The sequence below is a fragment of the Mycobacterium sp. MUNTM1 genome (assembly GCF_054660795.1).
Window position 1 is genome coordinate 1 of record NZ_BAAGDE010000013.1, and the last position, 17,378, is coordinate 17,378.

Consider the following 17,378-nt stretch of genomic DNA (forward strand, 5'->3'; position numbering starts at 1 on the left):
GGGTAACCCGGCGGTGGGCCGTACGCCGGCGGCGCGCCGTATGCCGGTGGCGGGCCGTAGCCCGGCGGCGGACCGTATTCAGGTTGTGGGCCGGATGCCGGTGGCGGACCAGCCGGATAACCAGGCGGCGGCGCGCTCACCGAACCCCGCGGCCTTTGCAGCCGGGCGCGTCGTTCGTCATGGGCTCCATCCTGTCGGCGGCCGGGGCATTTCACAACGTTGACCCCCCGCCCGGCGCGTAGCGTCTCAGACATGGCGGAACTCAAATCCCGGATCCGGACCGACCTGACCGCGGCGATGAAGGCCCAGGACAAGTTGCGAACGGCCACTCTGCGCATGCTGTTGGCTGCGATCCAAACCGAGGAGGTTTCCGGTAAGGAGGCCAGGGACCTCACCGACGAGGAAGTCCTCAAGGTGCTGGCCAAAGAATCCCGCAAGCGGAGCGAATCCGCGGAGATCTACACCCAGAACGGGCGCGGAGAGCTCGCCGCCAACGAGCACGCCGAGGCGCGGATCATCGACGAGTACCTGCCCACCCCGCTCACCGAGGCTGAGGTGGCCGACGTCGCCGACACCGCGATCGCACAGGTCGCCGAGGAGATCGGCGAGCGGCCGGGGATGAAACAGATGGGCATGGTGATGAAGGCCGCCACCGCGATCGCCGCCGGCAAGGCCGACGGCGCCCGGCTCTCGGCCGCCGTCAAAGAGCGGCTGTAATCACCCGGGTTCCGTCGTCGCCGCGGCGCGTCACGCGCCGAGCATCGAGCTGTTCCAGCAACGGCACCGCCACCCGCCGGGTGGTGCCCAGCGCGCGGCGTGCCTCGCTGACGGTGAACGGTTGCGGCAGCGCCGCCAGCACGCGGGCGGCGCGGTCCAGTGCGTCCGGTCCCAGCACCACCCCGTCGGCGATCCGCGCCAGCCGTCCGGCCCGCACCGCCGCGGCCAGCTCACGCGGCCCCAGCTTCAGCTCGGCCAGCTCATCGGCCTCGGGTGCCCGAAACGGCTCGGCGGCCAGCCACTCCTCGACCGCGGACACGGCCTTGTCCACCCGGGCCGGCAGGCCCGCCCCGGGCGGGCGGACCAACCCGTCGGCCACCTCCAGGCCCGTGCCCTCCAGCAGCTTGGGCATCAGGTCGGCGGCGGGCAGCCCGACCTGTTGTCGCAACGTCTCCAGTGGCATGCCCGCCGCGACGTCGTGGTCGGACGCCCAGCGCCGCACCGCCGCGGCCGCGTCGTCGCGCCGCGCCGCCCACCACCGCGGATCCACCACCCAGTCGCCCACCCGCTGCCCGCGCGCCGGCAGGCCCATGGCGCGCAGGTCCGCGGCGCGCGCGACGTCGGGCGCGGCGACCCGGCCGGTGGCCAGCTCTTCGGCGCGCGCCCGCGCCGCGCCGCGCCGCCGCAGCTCGGGCGGGCGGACGTCGAGCACCTCGGCGCCCGCGGCGATGCGGTGCTCTCCGGGGTCGCGGAGCAACCCGATGTCCCCCACGCGCAGCGGCAGCGGCCTGGCCAGCCGTAGCCGCGCCGCGGCGGGCCCCAGCCGGCGCACCTGCACCGGCACGGCCGCCGACCCGATGTGCAGCACGAGCTGGCGGTGCAGCGTGTCCGCCGATCGAAGGGCGACGTCGATTTCCGCGGTGTCCAGCCAGGCCCCCGGCGTGCGCACGGTGTCCCCGCGGCCGATGTCGTGCCGGTCAACGCCGCGCAGATTCAGCGCCACCCGAGAAACGGGGCCCACCGCGTCCGCGCCGCGGCCCAACGATTGCAGCCCGCGGACGCTCACGCGCCGCCCGGCGTGCTCGAGCTCGTCGCCCACCCGGACCGTGCCGGCGGCCAGCGTGCCGGTGACCACGGTGCCCGCGCCGCGCACGGTGAAGCTGCGGTCCACCCACAGCCGCACGTCGGCGCCGGGGTCCGGCGCGGGCAGCCGGTCGGTCAGTGCCACCAGTTCGGCCCGCACCCGGTCCAGGTCGGTGGAGACAGCCACGGGCGCGCCGGCAAGTGTTGTGGCGGCGAGCCTTTCGGACGCCTGCGCGACGGCCGGGCCCGGATCGGCGAGGTCGGCCTTGCTGATCACCAGCAGTCCGTGCCGGACCCCGAGGGCGTCCAGGGCGGCCAGGTGTTCCTCCGACTGCGGCATCCAGCCCTCGGTGGCCGCGACGACGAACACCACCGCGGGCACCGCGCCGACGCCGGCCAGCATGTTGGCCACGAATCGTTCGTGGCCGGGCACGTCGACGAACGCGAGCTGACGGCCGCCGAGCTCGGTCCACGCGAAGCCCAGATCGATGGTCAGGCCGCGGCGCCGCTCCTCCGCCAACCGATCCGGCCACATGCCGGTAATCCGTTGCAGCAGAGTCGATTTGCCGTGGTCGACGTGTCCGGCGGTGGCTAGGACGAACACGCCCGTACCGCCGCGGCCAGCAGCTCGTCGTCGTCGGGCGCCACCGTGCACAGGTCCAGCAGGCACCGGCCGCCCTCCAGGCGGCCCACGACGGGTGGACTGCCGAGGCGCAGCGCGGCGGCGTAGTGCTCAGGCAGGCTCACCGCGGCGCTGGGCAATTCGACCCCGGGCGCCCCGCCGCCGCCGACGGCCGCGACGCAGTCCACCGCCACGGCGCCGGGCAGCCCGGTGGCCAGCGACTCGGCCCGGGCGCGCAGCCGGTCGACGTCGCCCGCCAGCGCCTGCGCCACCGGCGGGGGCGGCCCCAGCAGCGTCGCCTCCAGCGCGGCCAGCGTCAGCTTGTCGACCCGCAGGGCGCGCGCCGCGGGATGGCGGCGGATCCGCTCGATCAGCTCGGCGCGGCCGAAGAGCAACCCGGCCTGCGGCCCGCCCAGCAGCTTGTCCCCGCTCGCGGTGACCAGGTCGGCGCCGTCGGCCAGCATCGACGTCGCGTCCGGCTCGTCGGGCAGCACCGGGTGCGGCGACAGCAGGCCGGAGCCGATGTCGACCACCAGCGGCACGCCGAGCTCGCGCAGTTCCGGCGCCAGCGTCGCGACGTCGACGGCCGAGGTGAACCCGGTGACGTGGAAGTTGGACGGATGCACCTTCAGCACGAATCCGGTCTGCGGCCCGATCGCCTCGATGTAGTCGCGCAGGCTGGTGCGGTTGGTGGTGCCGACCTCGCGCAGCCGCGATCCGGTGGATTCCAGCAGCTCGGGAATGCGGAACCCGTCGCCGATTTCGACGAGTTCCCCGCGGCTGAGCACGATCTCCGTGCCGGACGCCAGGGTCATGGCGGTCAACAGCAGCGCGGCCGCGTTGTTGTTGACGACGTGCACGCCGCCGGCGGTCGGGACCGCACCCGCCAGCGCGGCCAGCGCGCCCCGGCCGCGGCGCGCGCGCCGGCCCGTCGCCAGGTCGAACTCGACGTCGGTGGTTCCGCCGGCGGCGACCACCGCGTCCAGCGCGGCCCGCGACAGCGGGGCGCGGCCCAGGTTGGTGTGCACCACCACGCCGGTCGCGTTGATGACCGGTCGCAGGCTCGAGGCGGTTGCGGGGAGGGCGGCGACCGCGTGCTCGGCGACCTGCTCGGGTGCGATCTCGCCGGCCCGTGCCCGCCGCTGGGCCGCGGTGATCACCGACTTCACCAGGTCGCGGCCCAGCACCCGCTGCGCCGCGACCAGCCGCGGATCGGCGAGCACCGTGTCGGTGCCGGGCACCCGTCGGCGTGGGTCGCTCATGTCGGGCCCGAAAGGACATGGCGGAGGCGGACGGGAATTGAACCCGCCAACGGCAGCGACTGCCGTTCGACGGTTTTGAAGACCGCGCCGGTCACCAGACCGGACACGCCTCCTTGCGCCATGGCGCCAATTGTCGCAGCCTCCGCGGCGCGGGCACCATGGACGCCGTGACGTACCGACTGACTCAATACGCCCACGGCGGCGGCTGCGCCTGCAAGATCCCGCCCGGTGAGCTCGAGGACGTGGTCCGCGGGCTGGGATCCACCGCGCCGCGCGACGCGGTCGGGGAGCTGCTGGTGGGCCTGGACAGCGGCGACGACGCGGCGGTGGTGCGCATCCAAAACGGCACGGCGCTGATCGCGACGACCGACTTCTTCACCCCGGTGGTGGACGACGCCTACGACTGGGGCCGGATCGCGGCCACCAACGCGCTGTCCGACGTCTACGCGATGGGCGGACGCCCGGTGGTCGCGGTGAACCTGCTGGGCTGGCCGCGCGAGGTGCTGCCGTTCGAGCTGGCCGCCGAGACGCTGCGCGGCGGGCTGGACGTGTGCGGCCTGGCCGGCTGCCACCTGGCCGGCGGGCACAGCGTCGACGATCCCGAGCCCAAGTACGGCCTGGCGGTCACCGGGATCGCCGACCCAAACCGCCTGCTGCGCAACGATTCCGGCAAACCTGGAGCGCCGCTGTCGCTGACCAAGCCGCTCGGTGTCGGGGTGCTGAACAACAGGCACAAGGCCACCGGGGAGCGGTTCGAGGAGGCCGTCGCCGTGATGACCACGCTCAACGCCGACGCGGCCGCCGCGGCGCTGGCGGCCGGTGTCGAATGTGCCACGGACGTCACCGGTTTCGGGCTGCTCGGGCACCTGCACAAGCTGGCGCGGGCCAGCGGCGTGACGGCGGTGATCGACTCGGCCGCGGTGCCCTACCTGGACGGCGCGCGCGAGGCGCTGGCGGCCGGCTACCTGTCCGGCGGCTCCCGGCGAAACCTCGACTGGGTGGCGCCGCACGCCGACCTGTCGGCCGTCGGCCAGGACGACGCCCTGCTGCTCGCGGACGCGCAGACCTCCGGTGGGCTGCTGATCGCCGGGGAGATCCCGGGGGCGCCCGTCATCGGCGAGCTGGTGCCGCGCGGCGAGCACACCATCGTGGTGCGCTGAGCGGTCCGACCGCATCAAGGCGCATGGCGACCCGCTGCGCCCGGCTTCGCCGCGCTTGCGATCGCCATTAGGGTGGGGACATGGCCCTGCGCACAGTCTTTCTGGAATGGCCCGTCCTGCGCCAGTTGCGGTCGACAGACAAGCTCGGCCGCGGCTCGGCGGTGACGTCCAAACACACCCGCGCGCTCACGCCGCGCACCACCACCGCCGACCGCGTCGTGCAAAGCGTGTGCCCGTACTGCGCCGTGGGCTGTGGGCAGCGCGTGTACGTCAAGGATGAGCGGGTCGTCCAGATCGAGGGCGATCCGGATTCGCCGATCTCGCGAGGGCGGTTGTGCCCCAAGGGTTCTGCGAGCGAGCAGCTGGTGAATTCACCCGGGCGGCAACTGCAGGTGCTGTACCGGCCGCCCCGGGCGACCGAATGGCAACCGCTGGAGCTGGACACCGCGATCGACATGATCGCCGACCGCTTCGTGGAATCACGCCGGAACAGTTGGCAGGACATCGACAAGAAGGGCAACCTGCTGCGCCGCACCATGGGTATCGCCGCGCTTGGCGGGGCGACCCTGGACAACGAAGAGAACTACCTCATCAAGAAGCTCTTCACCGCCGCGGGCGCCATCCAGATCGAGAACCAAGCTCGTATTTGACACAGCGCAACGGTTCCCGGTCTGGGAGCCTCCTTCGGGCGCGGCGGCGCCACCCAATCACTGCAAGACATGGCCAATGCGGACTGCATCGTCATCCAGGGCTCCAACATGGCCGAGTGTCACCCGGTCGGGTTCCAATGGGTGGAGGAGGCCAGGGCCCGCGGCGCGCGGGTGATCCACGTCGACCCGCGCTTCACCCGCACCTCGGCGGTCTCCGACCGGCACATTCCGATCCGCGCAGGTTCGGACGTGGTGCTGCTCGGCGCGCTGATCAACCACATCCTGACCAATGACCTGTGGTTCAAGGAGTACGTGATCGCGTACACCAACGCCGCGACCCTGATCAACGAAAATTTCAGGGATACCGAGGATCTCGGCGGCCTGTTCTCTGGATTCGACCCCGAAACCGGGCAGTACGACACGTCGAGCTGGGCCTACGACGAGCAGGGCAACGGGCAGGTCGAATCCCCGGGCGGGGGCCACCCACACGGCGCCACCGCTTCGGAAAGCGGAGCCGGGGACGAGCACGGCAGCGGCGGTCCGCCGCTGGCGCACGCCAAGGTGAAGCGCGACGAGACCCTGCAGCACCCGCGGACGGTATTCCAGATCCTCAAGCGCCACTACGCCCGCTACACCCCGGAGATGGTCAAGGACGTCTGCGGCATCAGCCGCGAGGACTTCGACTATCTGGCCCAATCCATCGTGGAGAACTCCGGGCGCGAGCGCACCACCTGCTTCGCCTACGCCGTTGGCTGGACCCAGCACACCCTCGGTGCCCAATTCATCCGCACCGCAACGATTTTGCAACTTCTGACCGGCAACGTGGGCAGGCCCGGCAGCGGGATCATGGCCCTGCGCGGTCACGCCACCATCCAGGGCTCCACCGACATCCCCACGCTGTTCAACCTGCTGCCCGGATACCTGCCGATGCCGAAGGCGGGCACGCACGACACCTTCGCCGACTACCTCGACGCGGTGGGCTCCAAGAAGCAGAAAGGCTTCTGGGCCAACGCCGATGCCTACACCGTCAGCCTGCTCAAGGCGTGGTGGGGCGATGCGGCCACGGCGGACAACGACTGGGCCTACGACTACCTGCCGCGGCTGTCCGGTCCGCACGGCACCTATCAGACCGTGATGGGGATGCTGGACGACGAGGTCGAGGGCTACTTCCTGCTCGGGCAGAACCCCGCGGTGGGTTCGGCCCACGGCCGCATGCAGCGCCTGGGCATGTCGCACCTCAAGTGGCTGGTGGTCCGCGACCTCAACCTCATCGAATCGGCCACCTGGTGGAAGGACGGGCCGGAGATCGCGTCGGGCGAACTCAAGACCTCCGACATCGAGACCGAGGTGTTCTTCCTGCCCGCCGCAACGCATGTCGAGAAGGCGGGGTCGTTCACCCAGACCCAGCGACTGGTGCAGTGGCGTCACAAGGCCGTCGAGCCGCCGGGCCAGTGCCAGAGCGAATTGCAGTTCTTCTACGAACTCGGCAAGCGGATCCGGCAACGGCTGGCCGGCTCGACCGACGAGCGGGACCGGCCGCTGCTGGATTTGACGTGGGACTACCCGACCGACGAGCACGGCGAGCCCGACGGGGAAACGGTGCTGGCCGAAGTCAACGGGTACCGGGTCGGCGGCGGGGACCCGTTGACCTCCTATACCGAGTTGCGCGCCGATGGGTCGACGGCCGCGGGCTGCTGGATCTACACCGGGGTGTACGCGAACGCCACCAACCAGGCCGCGCGCCGGGTGCCGCACGGCGGTGACTCGCCCAGCCAGTCCGAATGGGGCTGGGCCTGGCCGGCCGACCGGCGGGTGCTCTACAACCGCGCCTCGGCCGACCCCGAGGGCAAGCCGTGGAGCGAGCGCAAGAAGTACGTCTGGTGGGACTCGGACCAACAGCGCTGGGTCGGCTACGACGTGCCGGACTTCGTGGCCGACCGGGCGCCCGGCAGCCGGCCCGACCCCGACCTGGGTGGTCCCGACGCGCTCGCCGGGGACGACCCGTTCATCATGCAGGCCGACGGCAAGGGCTGGCTGTTCGCGCCGAAGGGTGTGGTCGACGGGCCGCTGCCCACGCACTACGAGCCGCAGGAGTCGCCGGTCACCAACGCGCTTTACCCGCAGCAGCGCAATCCGGCGCGAATCACGTTCCCGCGCAAGGACAACCTGAGCGCACCGAGCGCGGGCGACCCCGGCGCCGAGGTCTACCCCTACGTCTTCACGACCTACCGGCTCACCGAGCACCACACCGCCGGCGGCATGAGCCGGTGGCTGCCGTACCTGTCGGAGCTGCAGCCGGAGATGTTCTGCGAGGTGTCCCCGGAACTGGCCGCCGAGCGCGGCCTCGAGCCCTACGGGTGGGCCACCATCATTTCGCCGCGCGCCGCGATCGAAGCCCGCGTGCTGGTCACCAAACGGGTGAGTCCGCTGATCATCAACGGCCACACCGTGCATCAAATCGGCCTGCCGTATCACTGGGGCGTGGGCAGCGACGCGGTGGTCAGCGGCGACGCGGCCAACGACCTGCTCGGCGTCACGCTCGATCCCAACGTGCAGATCCAGGAGTCCAAGGCGGGCTCGTGCGACATCCGCCCGGGGCGCCGACCGCAGGGCGAGGAGCTGCTGCGCCTGATCGCCGAATACCAGTCCCGCTCGGGCGCCACCACCGAGACGGACAATGTACGGGTCGACGATGCGGTGTGGGACATCATCGGGCCGCCGGACACGAGGAGGGCAGATGGGTCAGCTGATCGGACCGACTGACCCGGCCACCGACGCCGGTTGGTCGGATCGCAAGCCGCGCAAGGGGTTCTTCACCGACACCTCGATCTGCATCGGCTGCAAGGCCTGCGAGGTCGCCTGCAAGGAATGGAACCGCAACCCGCGCGACGGTGACCTCGAGCTGCTGGGGTCCTCGTACGACAACACCGGGGCGCTGGGCGCCAGCACCTGGCGCCACGTCGCCTTCATCGAGCAGGGCCGCGACCGCATCGAAGAGGCCCGCGAATCCGGTCGCGCGCTGATCAATCTGGGCATGCCCGCCGTTCCCGGCGCCGCGAAACCCGAGGAACCGGAGCCTGTTTCGCAGCCCCTGCACACCCCGGAATTCCGCTGGCTGATGTCGTCGGACGTGTGCAAGCACTGCACGCACGCCGGCTGCCTGGACGTGTGCCCGACGGGCGCGTTGTTCCGCACCGAATTCGGCACCGTGGTGGTGCAGCACGACGTTTGCAACGGCTGCGGAACCTGCGTCGCCGGATGTCCGTTCGGCGTGGTCGAACGGCGCAGCGATGGCACGTACGCGACGCCGGTGGAGCGCCCGGGCCAGCCGAAAGAGGAATTCGTCACCGGCGTCGCTCAGAAGTGCACGCTGTGCTACGACCGCCTGGTCGAGGACCAGGTGCCGGCGTGCGCCAAGACCTGCCCGACGACGTCGATCAAGTTCGGCAATCACGACGAGCTGGTGACCCAGGCACGCGAGCGCGTCGCGCAGCTGCACGCCGAAGGCCGCACCGAGGCAAGGCTTTACGGCGCCAATGAGAACGACGGCGTCGGCGGGACCGGGTCGGTGTTCCTGCTGCTCGACGAGCCGGAGGTGTACGGGCTGCCGCCTGATCCGCGGGTGTGCACGGCCGACCTGAAGACCATGTTCAAGCGGGCGGGTATGGCCGCGGCCGGCATGGTCGGCGCGGCGGCATGGGCATTCTGGAGCAGCCGATGAGCACCTCGGAATTCGACAGCTTCCGCCCGCCGGAACCCAAGGGCGGCAGGCGACGAAAAGGCAGGCGCGCGGGCCGGCGCGGCGCCGCCGACGGGTCACGCGAGATGCCGATGGTGCCCGACGCCGAATTCACCTCTTATTACGGACGTCCGGTGGTCAAGCCGGCGCCATGGGGGCACGAGGTGGCGGTGTACCTCTTCCTGGGCGGCGTCGCCGGCGGGTCCGGCCTGCTGGCGGCCGGCGCACAGCTCACCGGGCGAAACACGTTGCGCCGCAACACCAGGCTGTCCGCTCTGATCGCGGTGTCGCTCGGAGCCGTCGCGCTGGTGAAGGACCTGGGCCGCCCCGAGCGTTTCGTCAACATGCTGCGGACGGTCAAGCTGACGTCACCGATGAGCATCGGCTCGTGGATCCTCAGCTTCTTCTCCGCCGGCATCGGCGTCGCCGCGGCCGCCGAGGTGGACCGGATGACCGGCGAGCGAATCCCGTTGGGCCCGTTGCGGCCCGTCCTGCGCGCCGTGGAGGGGCCGGCCGGCCTGGAAGCTGCCGTCTTCGCGGCGCCGCTGGCCGTCTACACCGCGGTGCTGCTCACCGACACCGCGACCCCGACCTGGAACGCCGCGTATCGAGACCTGCCGTTCGTGTTCGTCAGCTCGGCCAGCCTGGCCGCGTCGGGGTTGGCGATGGTCACCACCGGAGTCGCCGAGGCGGGGCCGGCCCGCAAGCTGGCCGTCGTCGGCGCGGTCGCCGACCTGGTCTCGGCCAGGTTCACCGAGTACCGGATGGACCCGGTCACCCGGGAACCGCTGCACCACGGCACACCCGGCCGGTTGCTGTCGGCCAGCGAATGGCTCGCCGCCGCAGGGGGTTTAGGAGCGCTGCTGGGCGGGCGGCACCGCGGTGTCGCCGTCCTGTCCGGCCTGACGCTGTTGACCGCGTCGGCGCTGCTGCGGTTCGGCTTCTTCGAGGCGGGTAAGGAATCGACCGGCGACCCCCGCTACACGATCGAGCCGCAGAAGCGCAGGCTCGCCGCCCGCCGGGCGGCCGGCGTCACCGGGGACTCCATCACCACCGCGGACTGACCGCCGGCGCCGTTTGCGCTCCGGGCGGCCGGGTACCCGTCAGGCATGACGAATTTTGGCTACACTTTGATGACCGAACAGAGTGGACCCAAAGACCTTGTCCGGTATGCGGTTTCGGCTGAAGAGCGCGGCTTCGACTTTCATGTGTGCAGCGACCACTTCTCGCCGTGGCTCACTTCGCAGGGCCACGCGCCGAATGCCTGGGCGGTGTTGGGCGCGGTGGCGCAGGCCACCGAGCGGGTCGACCTCTACACCTACGTGACCTGCCCGACGATGCGGTATCACCCCGCGATCGTCGCCCAGCAGGCGGCCACCGTGCAGATCCTGTCCGACGGCCGGTTCACCCTGGGCCTGGGCAGCGGTGAAAACCTGAACGAACACGTCGTCGGCAAAGGTTGGCCGACCGTCACGCGCCGGCAGGACATGCTGCGCGAGGCCATCAAAATCATCCGCGAGCTGTTCGGCGGGCAACTGGTGGACTTCACCGGCGACTACTTCCAGGTCGATTCGGCGCGGCTGTGGGACGTACCGGACGTTCCGGTCGGCATCGGGGTGGCCATCGGCGGCACCAGGGCCGTCGACAAGTTCGCCAAGCTGGCCGACCACCTGATCGCCACGGAACCCGAGAAGCAACTCGTCGACGCCTGGCACGGTGCCCGCCAGGCCGCCAATCTCGCCGGGGGCGGACGCGTGATCGGCCAGATACCGGTGTCCTGGGACCCCGACCGCGACACCGCCGTCAAACGCGCGCACGACCAGTTCCGCTGGTTTGCCGGTGGCTGGAAGGTCAACGCCGACCTGCCCACGCCGGCCGGCTTCGCCGGGGCGACCCAGTACGTGCGGCCCGAAGACGTCGCCGAGACCATTCCCTGCGGTCCTGACCTCGACGCGATCGTCGAGGGCGTGCGGCCCTACTGGGAAGCCGGGTTCACCGACATCGCCCTGGTGCAGATCGGCGGCGAAACCCAAGAACGGTTCCTCGACGAAGCCGCCGAGCCTTTGCTGGCGGCGCTGCGCGACGCAGCAAACTGATCGCAGGTTTGACCGCTGCGCACCCGGGTATCCGCCTCGCAGTCGTGGGCAGCCAGCCAACGCGCGTCGGACGTCGGTAGAGCTGGGACGTGAACGGTCGTTCCGGCGTGCGTTGGCCTTACACGCTGCTGCCACAGCCGGCTTGCAAGCCTGCGCATTCCGGCAAAGCAGGGGGAGCGAACTTATGAGCGATGAAACCGGCGACACCACAACCACACTCGTCAAGACGCTCAGCGGCGCCAGTTTCGGCCTGGGTGTGAGCGAACTGGTAGCCCCGGGGAAAGTCGCCGCCATCGCGGGCGTGGACGACACCGGCCGGTCGCGGCGGGTGATCCGCGCGTTGGGAGTGCGTGAATGCGGCCATGGCGCGGCCCTGCTGGCCGGGCCGGCCAAGCTGGTGTGGACCCGCGTGGCCGGTGACGTGCTGGACATGGCGCTGTTGATCGCCGGTGTGATCGCCCGCGGGCCGGGCCGACGGCGACAGGGTGCCGTTTCAGCAGCGCTGCTTTCCGGCATCGCCGGGCTCGACCTGTACACGGCGTTGCGAACCGCCGGGGCTCGACGCGGCGCTCCGCAGCTACGGGCTCTTTGATCCGACGAAATCGCAGAAAGGGATGCGACGATGTCAAATGAATTGCAGGGCAAGACGATAGCGATCCTCGCGGCTGACGGCGTGGAAAAGGTGGAGCTCGAACAGCCGCGTGCGGCGCTGCAGGATGCCGGCGCCCAGGTGCAGTTGCTGTCGCTGAAGGACGGCGAAATCCAGGCGCGCAACCACGATCTCGAACCCGCCGGGACCTTCGCCGTCGACCGGTTGGTGTCCGAGGCGTCGGTGGAGGACTACGACGGCCTGGTGCTGCCGGGCGGCACCGTCAACCCGGACAAGCTGCGCATGGACAGCTCCGCGGTGTCCTTCGTCCGCGACTTCGTCGGGTCGGGCAAGCCGGTGGCGGCCATCTGTCACGGTCCCTGGACGCTAGCGGAAGCCGGTGTTGCGGTGGGCCGCACGCTGACGTCGTATCCCAGCATTCGCACCGATCTGCGCAATGCGGGCGCACACGTCGTCGACGAGGAGGTCGTCATCGACGGCAACTTGATCTCCAGCCGCTCGCCGTCGGACCTCCCGGCGTTCTGCGCGGCCATCCTCAAGCAGTTCGCCCACGCGACGGCGGGTTAGCCGCCAAGACTTTCCGCCTGGTCCGTTTGAATGCGCCGGTTTGCGGGCATTATCCCGCCAAGCCGCGGTGAGCGGCAATCCTCATAGGGTTCTCGAAAGGCCAACAGTGACAACCACGTATCCCGAGCCCGCGGTCTCGCCCGTTCCGAACGTGTATCAGCCGCAAGAGGACTCTCGATTGCTGGTCGACGTGATGCACGACACGGGCCTGATCCCGGGGCGGAGGGTCCTCGATCTGTGCACCGGCAGCGGTTTCGTCGCCATCGCGGCCGCCGCGATGGGATGCGCCGAGGCGACGGCGTTCGACATCTGCCCGCAGGCTGTGCGGTGCGCCAGGGAAAACGCGGCCGCGGCCGGTGTCGAGGTCGACGTGCGCGAAGGATCGTGGATCGCGGCGGTCGATTGCGCGCCGTTCGACGTGGTCGTGTCGAACCCGCCCTATGTGCCCACGCCGCCCGGTGCGGAGATGGAAGAGATCTGCCCGAGCGCGGGACCATCGTGGGCGTGGAACGCCGGTGTGGACGGCCGGATGATCCTCGACCCGCTGTGCGAGTCGGCGCCAAAGCTGTTGCGCGACGGCGGATCCCTGCTGCTGGTGCATTCCGCGCTCGCCGGCGTTCAACAGTCCCTGGATTCGCTGAAGTGGGCCGGCATGGATGCGAAAGTGATTGCGTCCAAATGGATACCGTTCGGCCCGGTGATGTCTTCCCGGGCGAAGTGGCTGGAGGAGGTCGGCCTGATCCCGCGCGGGCGGCGGGAAGAGGAACTGATCGTGATCCGCGCGGAGAAGCGATGACCACCACCCGGGTGCAGGTGGTGCCCAACGGGCCCGTGCTGGTGTCGGGCCCGGTGCGGATCGAGATGCCCGGCGGCGAGGTCGTCGAGTCCGACCGCTTCATGGTGGCCATCTGCACCTGCCGCCGCAGCGGCCGTTACCCGCTGTGCGACACCAGCCATCGCCGGTGCCGGCGCCTCAAGACATCGGCGCCCTCGTCTGCTCCAGCGGACTCCGCAGCGACGTCTGATTCCGCTCCCACGACGTCATAATCCGTTCTGCCAAGCGGTCTTCGACGGCGGCATGGGCACGGATGCCGAAGATGACATCGTGCTCGAGCCGCGGGTCTCCGGCGATCAGATCGCCGACCACATCGTTGCGCACGACGTGTTCGTGCACCGCGTCGGCCTCGACGTGCTCGCTGTAGAACTCGATGCACGCCTTGGGCGCGCGCAGGCGCCGCAAGGCCTTCACCATGCGCTGCGAGCCCGGCGGTGACGTGATCTCCGTCGAGGCGAAGTGCCCGATCGCCGCGCCGCGCATCGAGCGGTGCAGACCGAACAGCGACATCAGGTTGACCACCGCCAAGGATTCGGCGGGCACCGCGTCGACGTAACCCCAGTACGTCGCGTCCAGGCCCGCCGCCGACAGCAGGTCGGCGAACAGCTGCTGGTGTAGCCGCGGGCCCCGTCCGGCGCCGTATTCGTCGAATTCGATTGCCACAAAAGCCGCTTTGGCCACCCCGGTCAGGCGCGGGATGGCAAAGGCGTGCGGATCGCCCTCTTTGAGGTGGTACAGGGAACGGTGTACGAAGTATTCGCACATCTGCTGCCAGGTTCCGCTGTCGCGCAGGTAATACGACGGGCCGGTGCCGTCGACAGGTTCGACCGTGAGCGCTTCCATTTCGGCCGCCGCCGTCCGATCGGGATCGATGTGCCCGACGTCGCGGCGCACGCCGGCCAGAAACACCCGTTCCAGTTCGGCGCGTAGCCCCAGCAACGCGGGATTCCATTCCCAGGCGGGATCGACACCGGCAAGGCCGCGGTAATGCAGCTCATAGCACATCGACAGCGCCAGTTGCAGATCGAGGCCGTAGGGATCGGAATCGCGTACCGAGGCGCCGATGCGCGCCAAGTGGTCGACGACCGACGGCGGACCTGCCAGCGCGCAGCGTACGGCGGTTGACAGCGGCCCGTGCGCCGCAGGCAGGACAGGTTCGGTCAGTGTCGATGCGTGGGTCACGCCGATGTCTACCCGCTGCGCGGGGCAGGCAAACGGCACGCCGCAGCCGCAAACGGCCGTCAACGCGCCTCAGGCGGCCCGGAACGCAGGCGGAAGGCGATGTCCGCGGTGGTGCCGCCGGCCGTATTGTCGAGCTCCATCGAGTCGCTGAGCACCCGCATCAGCGGCAGGCCGCGCCCGCCGTTGCCCGGGGGCACGGCCGGCGTCTTCCACGACCCGTAATCGGTGACCCGGGTGCGCACTTCGCCGTCGGCGATACAGACCTCGAGCAGCATGGATCCGGCGGCGAATCCACGGTAGGCATGTTCGACACAGTTGGTGCACGCCTCGTTGACGACCAGCACTATGTCAGCGGCCTGATCCTCGGTCACGCCGCCGGCGTGCAGCCAGTCCGCCAGCCGATGCCGGATGCGGACCAATTGGTCCGCGGTGGCACGGGTTTCGATGCGCAGGGGCGTGTGCTGGTGCCGATAAATCACCATCGCGACGTCGTCGTCATAACCCGCCGCCGGGGCCAGTTCGCGCAGCACCACATCGGCGACGGTGTCCAGCGGCGACGTCATGGTCTGCGTCAGAACGTCTGCCGCACGGCCGATTCCGTCGTCGATCGACTCATGCTTGCGTTCGACGAGACCATCGGTGAACAGCATCAGCGTCGAGCCGGGCGGCAGCACCTGCGTGGCCTGCGGGCGCGGCTCGTTGCGGCGGACCGCCAGCGGAACCGACGCGGCATCGGTCAACAGCGTCGTCGTGCCGGGGTTCGGGCCGGCCAGCACGGCCGGCATGTGGCCGGCGTTGCTGTACTGCAGCACCCCGGTTTCGGTGTCCAGAATCGCCAGAAACACGGTCGTGCAGTACGCGTTCGGGATGAGCGAGGCCGCCGAGTCCAGCTGATCGAGCAGCACGGCGGGCTCGGCGCCGTTGATCAGCAGTGCCCGCGCGCTACTGCGCAGCTGACCCATGATCGCGGCCGCGGGCAGGCCGCGACCCACGCAGTCTCCGACGACGATGCCGATGTGGTGCTCACCGATCGGCAGCACGTCGTACCAGTCACCGCCAATCTCCAACGGCGGCACCGCGGGTTCGTAGCGAACGGCGAAACCCGGCGGCGGCTGAACCGGCGGCAGCATGGCCCGCTGCAACGTCAGCGACGTCTCACGCGCACTCTCGAACTGGCGCACATGCTGCATGGCCAGGCTCAAATGGCCGATGAGCACGGTGACCAGCAGCCGATCCTCCCCACTGACCCAACGAGGCGTGCGCAGCTCCAGCCACAGCGTCAGGTCCCCGGTACCGGAGAGCGCCGCGACCAGTCCCTGGGCCTTACCCGGATGATCAGGCGCCTCAACCGTTTTCGCCGTCAGTGGCAGCTGGTGACGCGCGTCCTGGAAGGTATGGCGCAACCACGGATCCAGCTTGCGCCACGACGAGGCCGAGGGCTCGCCCGCCACCTGCACCGTCGGGTCGCTGTCTCCGTTGGGCCACGAGACCGCGATCACCCGTTGCACATCGATCGCCGCGCTGCACTCGTCGAGTGTGATCGACAGCAGCTCGTCCACGCTCTTGGCCACCGCGACGGCCGTGGCCAGCCGCAACACCGCACTCTCCCGCGCGGCGAAGGCACGCTCGGCGGTGACGTCGCGGATCGTTCCGACGAAGGCATCTCGATCGCTGCCGGTTTCCTTGAGCGCGTTGATGCTCACCTTCACCCACGCCAGATGGCCGTCGGCGTGGCGGATCGGTGTTTCGTAGTCGGCCCGGCCGTGGGCCAGCACCTGTGAGATCTGTTCGGCCGCCGTCTTCGTGTCGACGAGCCAGGGGTGCGGCCACTTGTAGGGCAGGCCCTCGTTGGGGAACCCGAGGATCTCGATGAAGGCGTTGTTCATCTCGACCACGGAGCCCTCGTGATCGGCGACGAAGAAGCCCTCCTGCAGCGAATTCACCAGGGCGGTACGGAATTTGTCGCGGTCGGCCAGCCCCTCGGCGCGGGCCCGCTGTTCGGCGTAGCGCCTGTTGCCGTCGATGAAGCCGCGTGTTGCGACGTCCAGCGGGACCAGCAGCTGCAGAAGGAACTCCAGCGCGATCGGCGCATCGATGCGCACGTCTTGCGAGATTTCGAATACCAGGCGGACGTGCTGCTCGACGATGTCGAGCAGGCTGATCTGTTCCCTCAGGGCCCTGCGCCCCAGCTCATTGCCGACCGACAGGCTCGCCTCGTCGTGCGAGTCCAGATAGGCGCGCAGCGCGGCCTCGTACTGCTCGTAAAAGTCGTCGTCGCCGCTCAAATCGATACTCCCCTGTGACGCGCCGCCAGCACCATCGCATCGTCGGTCTCTTTCGCGTCCTTGCCGAGGAGCCCCTCGGCGATCGCGACGGCGGTGGCCGAGAGGTCGATGTGGTCCAGGTAGTCCTCGACGATCCCGTCGGTGCTCATTATCATCAGATCGCCTGGGCGGATCGAAACCACTTGCGCCGGCCTGATTTCCGGTATGCGGTAGCCGACGATGCCTCCGGTAAGCCTTGCGCTGGAACGAATCTGGATACCGGTTGGCGCCTTGGCCACCAGGTGGGCGGTGACATTGCCGACGCCGGTCCAGGTGAGCGTGTTGTCCGCAAAATCCATCCGCGCTAACGTCATTGCGACTCCGCGGGTACCGACCAGCACGCGGTGGCAGAGCTGGATCAGCACCTCGACCCGCTCGGAGCTGGCGCGCGCGACCACCTCGACGGCACGCAGCGCGGCTTCCGCGGCGGCCGGCCCGTGGCCGAGGCCGTCCACCAGCCCGAACAGCGCGGCCTCACCGCCGACATCGACGGCAATACCCCGGTCCCCGGACGTGTATTCGCTGGGCAAA

Annotated in this window: 16 protein-coding genes and 1 tRNA gene; 11 read left to right on the top strand and 6 right to left on the bottom strand. The window is 70.0% G+C overall.

Going from position 1 to position 17,378, the window contains the following annotated elements:
- Both ACYQ8K_RS09595 and ACYQ8K_RS09600 read left to right on the top strand, forming a co-directional pair.
- A partial coding sequence (locus ACYQ8K_RS09595; protein WP_459968362.1) for a hypothetical protein occupies positions 1-223 on the top strand: 223 nt, incomplete at its 5' end.
- 29 nt (positions 224-252) lie between these two features.
- Positions 253-717 carry a GatB/YqeY domain-containing protein gene (locus ACYQ8K_RS09600; RefSeq protein WP_459968364.1) on the top strand — a complete coding sequence of 155 codons (465 nt, stop codon included), beginning with the start codon at positions 253-255 and terminating at the stop codon, positions 715-717.
- On the opposite strand, the gene ACYQ8K_RS09605 is transcribed toward ACYQ8K_RS09600, so the two are convergent.
- The 3 genes from ACYQ8K_RS09605 to ACYQ8K_RS09615 all read right to left on the bottom strand — a co-directional run bounded on the left by ACYQ8K_RS09605 (position 701) and on the right by ACYQ8K_RS09615 (position 3,797).
- Positions 701-2,404 (bottom strand): SelB domain-containing protein, encoded by a 1,704-nt coding sequence (locus ACYQ8K_RS09605; RefSeq protein WP_459968366.1) that lies wholly within the window; start codon positions 2,402-2,404, stop codon positions 701-703. The genes ACYQ8K_RS09600 and ACYQ8K_RS09605 overlap by 17 nt on opposite strands.
- Positions 2,392-3,684 (bottom strand): L-seryl-tRNA(Sec) selenium transferase, encoded by a 1,293-nt coding sequence (gene selA, locus ACYQ8K_RS09610; RefSeq protein ID WP_459968368.1) that lies wholly within the window; start codon positions 3,682-3,684, stop codon positions 2,392-2,394. The genes ACYQ8K_RS09605 and selA overlap by 13 nt, the downstream gene beginning before the upstream one ends.
- An 18-nt stretch (positions 3,685-3,702) precedes the next feature.
- Positions 3,703-3,797 (bottom strand) — tRNA-Sec (locus ACYQ8K_RS09615).
- Positions 3,798-3,842: 45 nt separating this feature from the next.
- Here ACYQ8K_RS09615 and selD point away from each other — a divergent pair.
- From selD to ACYQ8K_RS09660, 9 genes are all read left to right on the top strand, one after another.
- The gene (selD, locus tag ACYQ8K_RS09620) at positions 3,843-4,844 is read left to right on the top strand and encodes a selenide, water dikinase SelD (protein ID WP_459968370.1); all 1,002 of its coding nucleotides are present in this window, start codon (positions 3,843-3,845) and stop codon (positions 4,842-4,844) included.
- Positions 4,845-4,924: 80 nt separating this feature from the next.
- Positions 4,925-8,257, top strand: coding sequence for a formate dehydrogenase (gene fdh, locus ACYQ8K_RS09625; RefSeq protein ID WP_459968372.1), 3,333 nt, complete (start codon positions 4,925-4,927; stop codon positions 8,255-8,257).
- The gene (locus ACYQ8K_RS09630) at positions 8,232-9,215 is read left to right on the top strand and encodes a 4Fe-4S dicluster domain-containing protein (protein ID WP_459968373.1); all 984 of its coding nucleotides are present in this window, start codon (positions 8,232-8,234) and stop codon (positions 9,213-9,215) included. The genes fdh and ACYQ8K_RS09630 overlap by 26 nt, the downstream gene beginning before the upstream one ends.
- On the top strand, positions 9,212-10,297 hold the full coding sequence (gene nrfD / locus ACYQ8K_RS09635) for an NrfD/PsrC family molybdoenzyme membrane anchor subunit (RefSeq protein ID WP_459968375.1): 1,086 nt from the start codon (positions 9,212-9,214) through the stop codon (positions 10,295-10,297). Before ACYQ8K_RS09630 ends, nrfD begins: the two co-directional genes overlap by 4 nt.
- Positions 10,298-10,342: 45 nt before the next feature.
- On the top strand, positions 10,343-11,329 hold the full coding sequence (locus ACYQ8K_RS09640; RefSeq protein ID WP_459968377.1) for an LLM class F420-dependent oxidoreductase: 987 nt from the start codon (positions 10,343-10,345) through the stop codon (positions 11,327-11,329).
- Positions 11,330-11,513: 184 nt separating this feature from the next.
- On the top strand, positions 11,514-11,921 hold the full coding sequence (locus ACYQ8K_RS09645; RefSeq protein WP_459968379.1) for a malate dehydrogenase: 408 nt from the start codon (positions 11,514-11,516) through the stop codon (positions 11,919-11,921).
- Positions 11,922-11,951: 30 nt separating this feature from the next.
- The gene (locus tag ACYQ8K_RS09650; RefSeq protein ID WP_459968381.1) at positions 11,952-12,506 is read left to right on the top strand and encodes a type 1 glutamine amidotransferase domain-containing protein; all 555 of its coding nucleotides are present in this window, start codon (positions 11,952-11,954) and stop codon (positions 12,504-12,506) included.
- Between the two features lie 106 nt (positions 12,507-12,612).
- Complete coding sequence (locus ACYQ8K_RS09655; RefSeq protein ID WP_459968383.1) at positions 12,613-13,302, top strand: HemK2/MTQ2 family protein methyltransferase; 690 nt, start codon at positions 12,613-12,615, stop codon at positions 13,300-13,302.
- Positions 13,299-13,553, top strand: a complete 255-nt coding sequence (locus ACYQ8K_RS09660) for a CDGSH iron-sulfur domain-containing protein (RefSeq protein ID WP_459968385.1) — start codon at positions 13,299-13,301, stop codon at positions 13,551-13,553. Before ACYQ8K_RS09655 ends, ACYQ8K_RS09660 begins: the two co-directional genes overlap by 4 nt.
- Here ACYQ8K_RS09660 and ACYQ8K_RS09665 read toward each other — a convergent pair.
- Genes ACYQ8K_RS09665 through ACYQ8K_RS09675 form a run of 3 tightly spaced genes read right to left on the bottom strand, consistent with a single transcriptional unit; the run spans position 13,480 to position 17,377 of the window.
- Positions 13,480-14,523 carry an iron-containing redox enzyme family protein gene (locus tag ACYQ8K_RS09665; RefSeq protein WP_459968387.1) on the bottom strand — a complete coding sequence of 348 codons (1,044 nt, stop codon included), beginning with the start codon at positions 14,521-14,523 and terminating at the stop codon, positions 13,480-13,482. The two genes, ACYQ8K_RS09660 and ACYQ8K_RS09665, sit on opposite strands and share 74 nt — an antisense overlap.
- A 59-nt stretch (positions 14,524-14,582) precedes the next feature.
- Positions 14,583-16,808, bottom strand: coding sequence for a SpoIIE family protein phosphatase (locus ACYQ8K_RS09670; protein ID WP_459968389.1), 2,226 nt, complete (start codon positions 16,806-16,808; stop codon positions 14,583-14,585).
- Positions 16,805-17,377: a SpoIIE family protein phosphatase gene (locus ACYQ8K_RS09675; protein ID WP_459968391.1), complete on the bottom strand. Its 573-nt coding sequence runs from the start codon at positions 17,375-17,377 to the stop codon at positions 16,805-16,807. Before ACYQ8K_RS09675 ends, ACYQ8K_RS09670 begins: the two co-directional genes overlap by 4 nt.
- Position 17,378 lies beyond the last annotated feature (1 nt).

Coding starts and splice junctions, on each gene's coding strand:
- nrfD (WP_459968375.1), top strand. CDS start 9,212: ATGAGCACCTCGGAATTCGACAGCTTCCGCCCGCCGGAACCCAAGGGC.
- ACYQ8K_RS09600 (WP_459968364.1), top strand. CDS start 253: ATGGCGGAACTCAAATCCCGGATCCGGACCGACCTGACCGCGGCGATG.
- selD (WP_459968370.1), top strand. CDS start 3,843: ATGGACGCCGTGACGTACCGACTGACTCAATACGCCCACGGCGGCGGC.
- ACYQ8K_RS09660 (WP_459968385.1), top strand. CDS start 13,299: ATGACCACCACCCGGGTGCAGGTGGTGCCCAACGGGCCCGTGCTGGTG.
- ACYQ8K_RS09645 (WP_459968379.1), top strand. CDS start 11,514: ATGAGCGATGAAACCGGCGACACCACAACCACACTCGTCAAGACGCTC.
- ACYQ8K_RS09650 (WP_459968381.1), top strand. CDS start 11,952: ATGTCAAATGAATTGCAGGGCAAGACGATAGCGATCCTCGCGGCTGAC.
- selA (WP_459968368.1), bottom strand. CDS start 3,684: ATGAGCGACCCACGCCGACGGGTGCCCGGCACCGACACGGTGCTCGCC.
- ACYQ8K_RS09640 (WP_459968377.1), top strand. CDS start 10,343: ATGACGAATTTTGGCTACACTTTGATGACCGAACAGAGTGGACCCAAA.
- ACYQ8K_RS09630 (WP_459968373.1), top strand. CDS start 8,232: ATGGGTCAGCTGATCGGACCGACTGACCCGGCCACCGACGCCGGTTGG.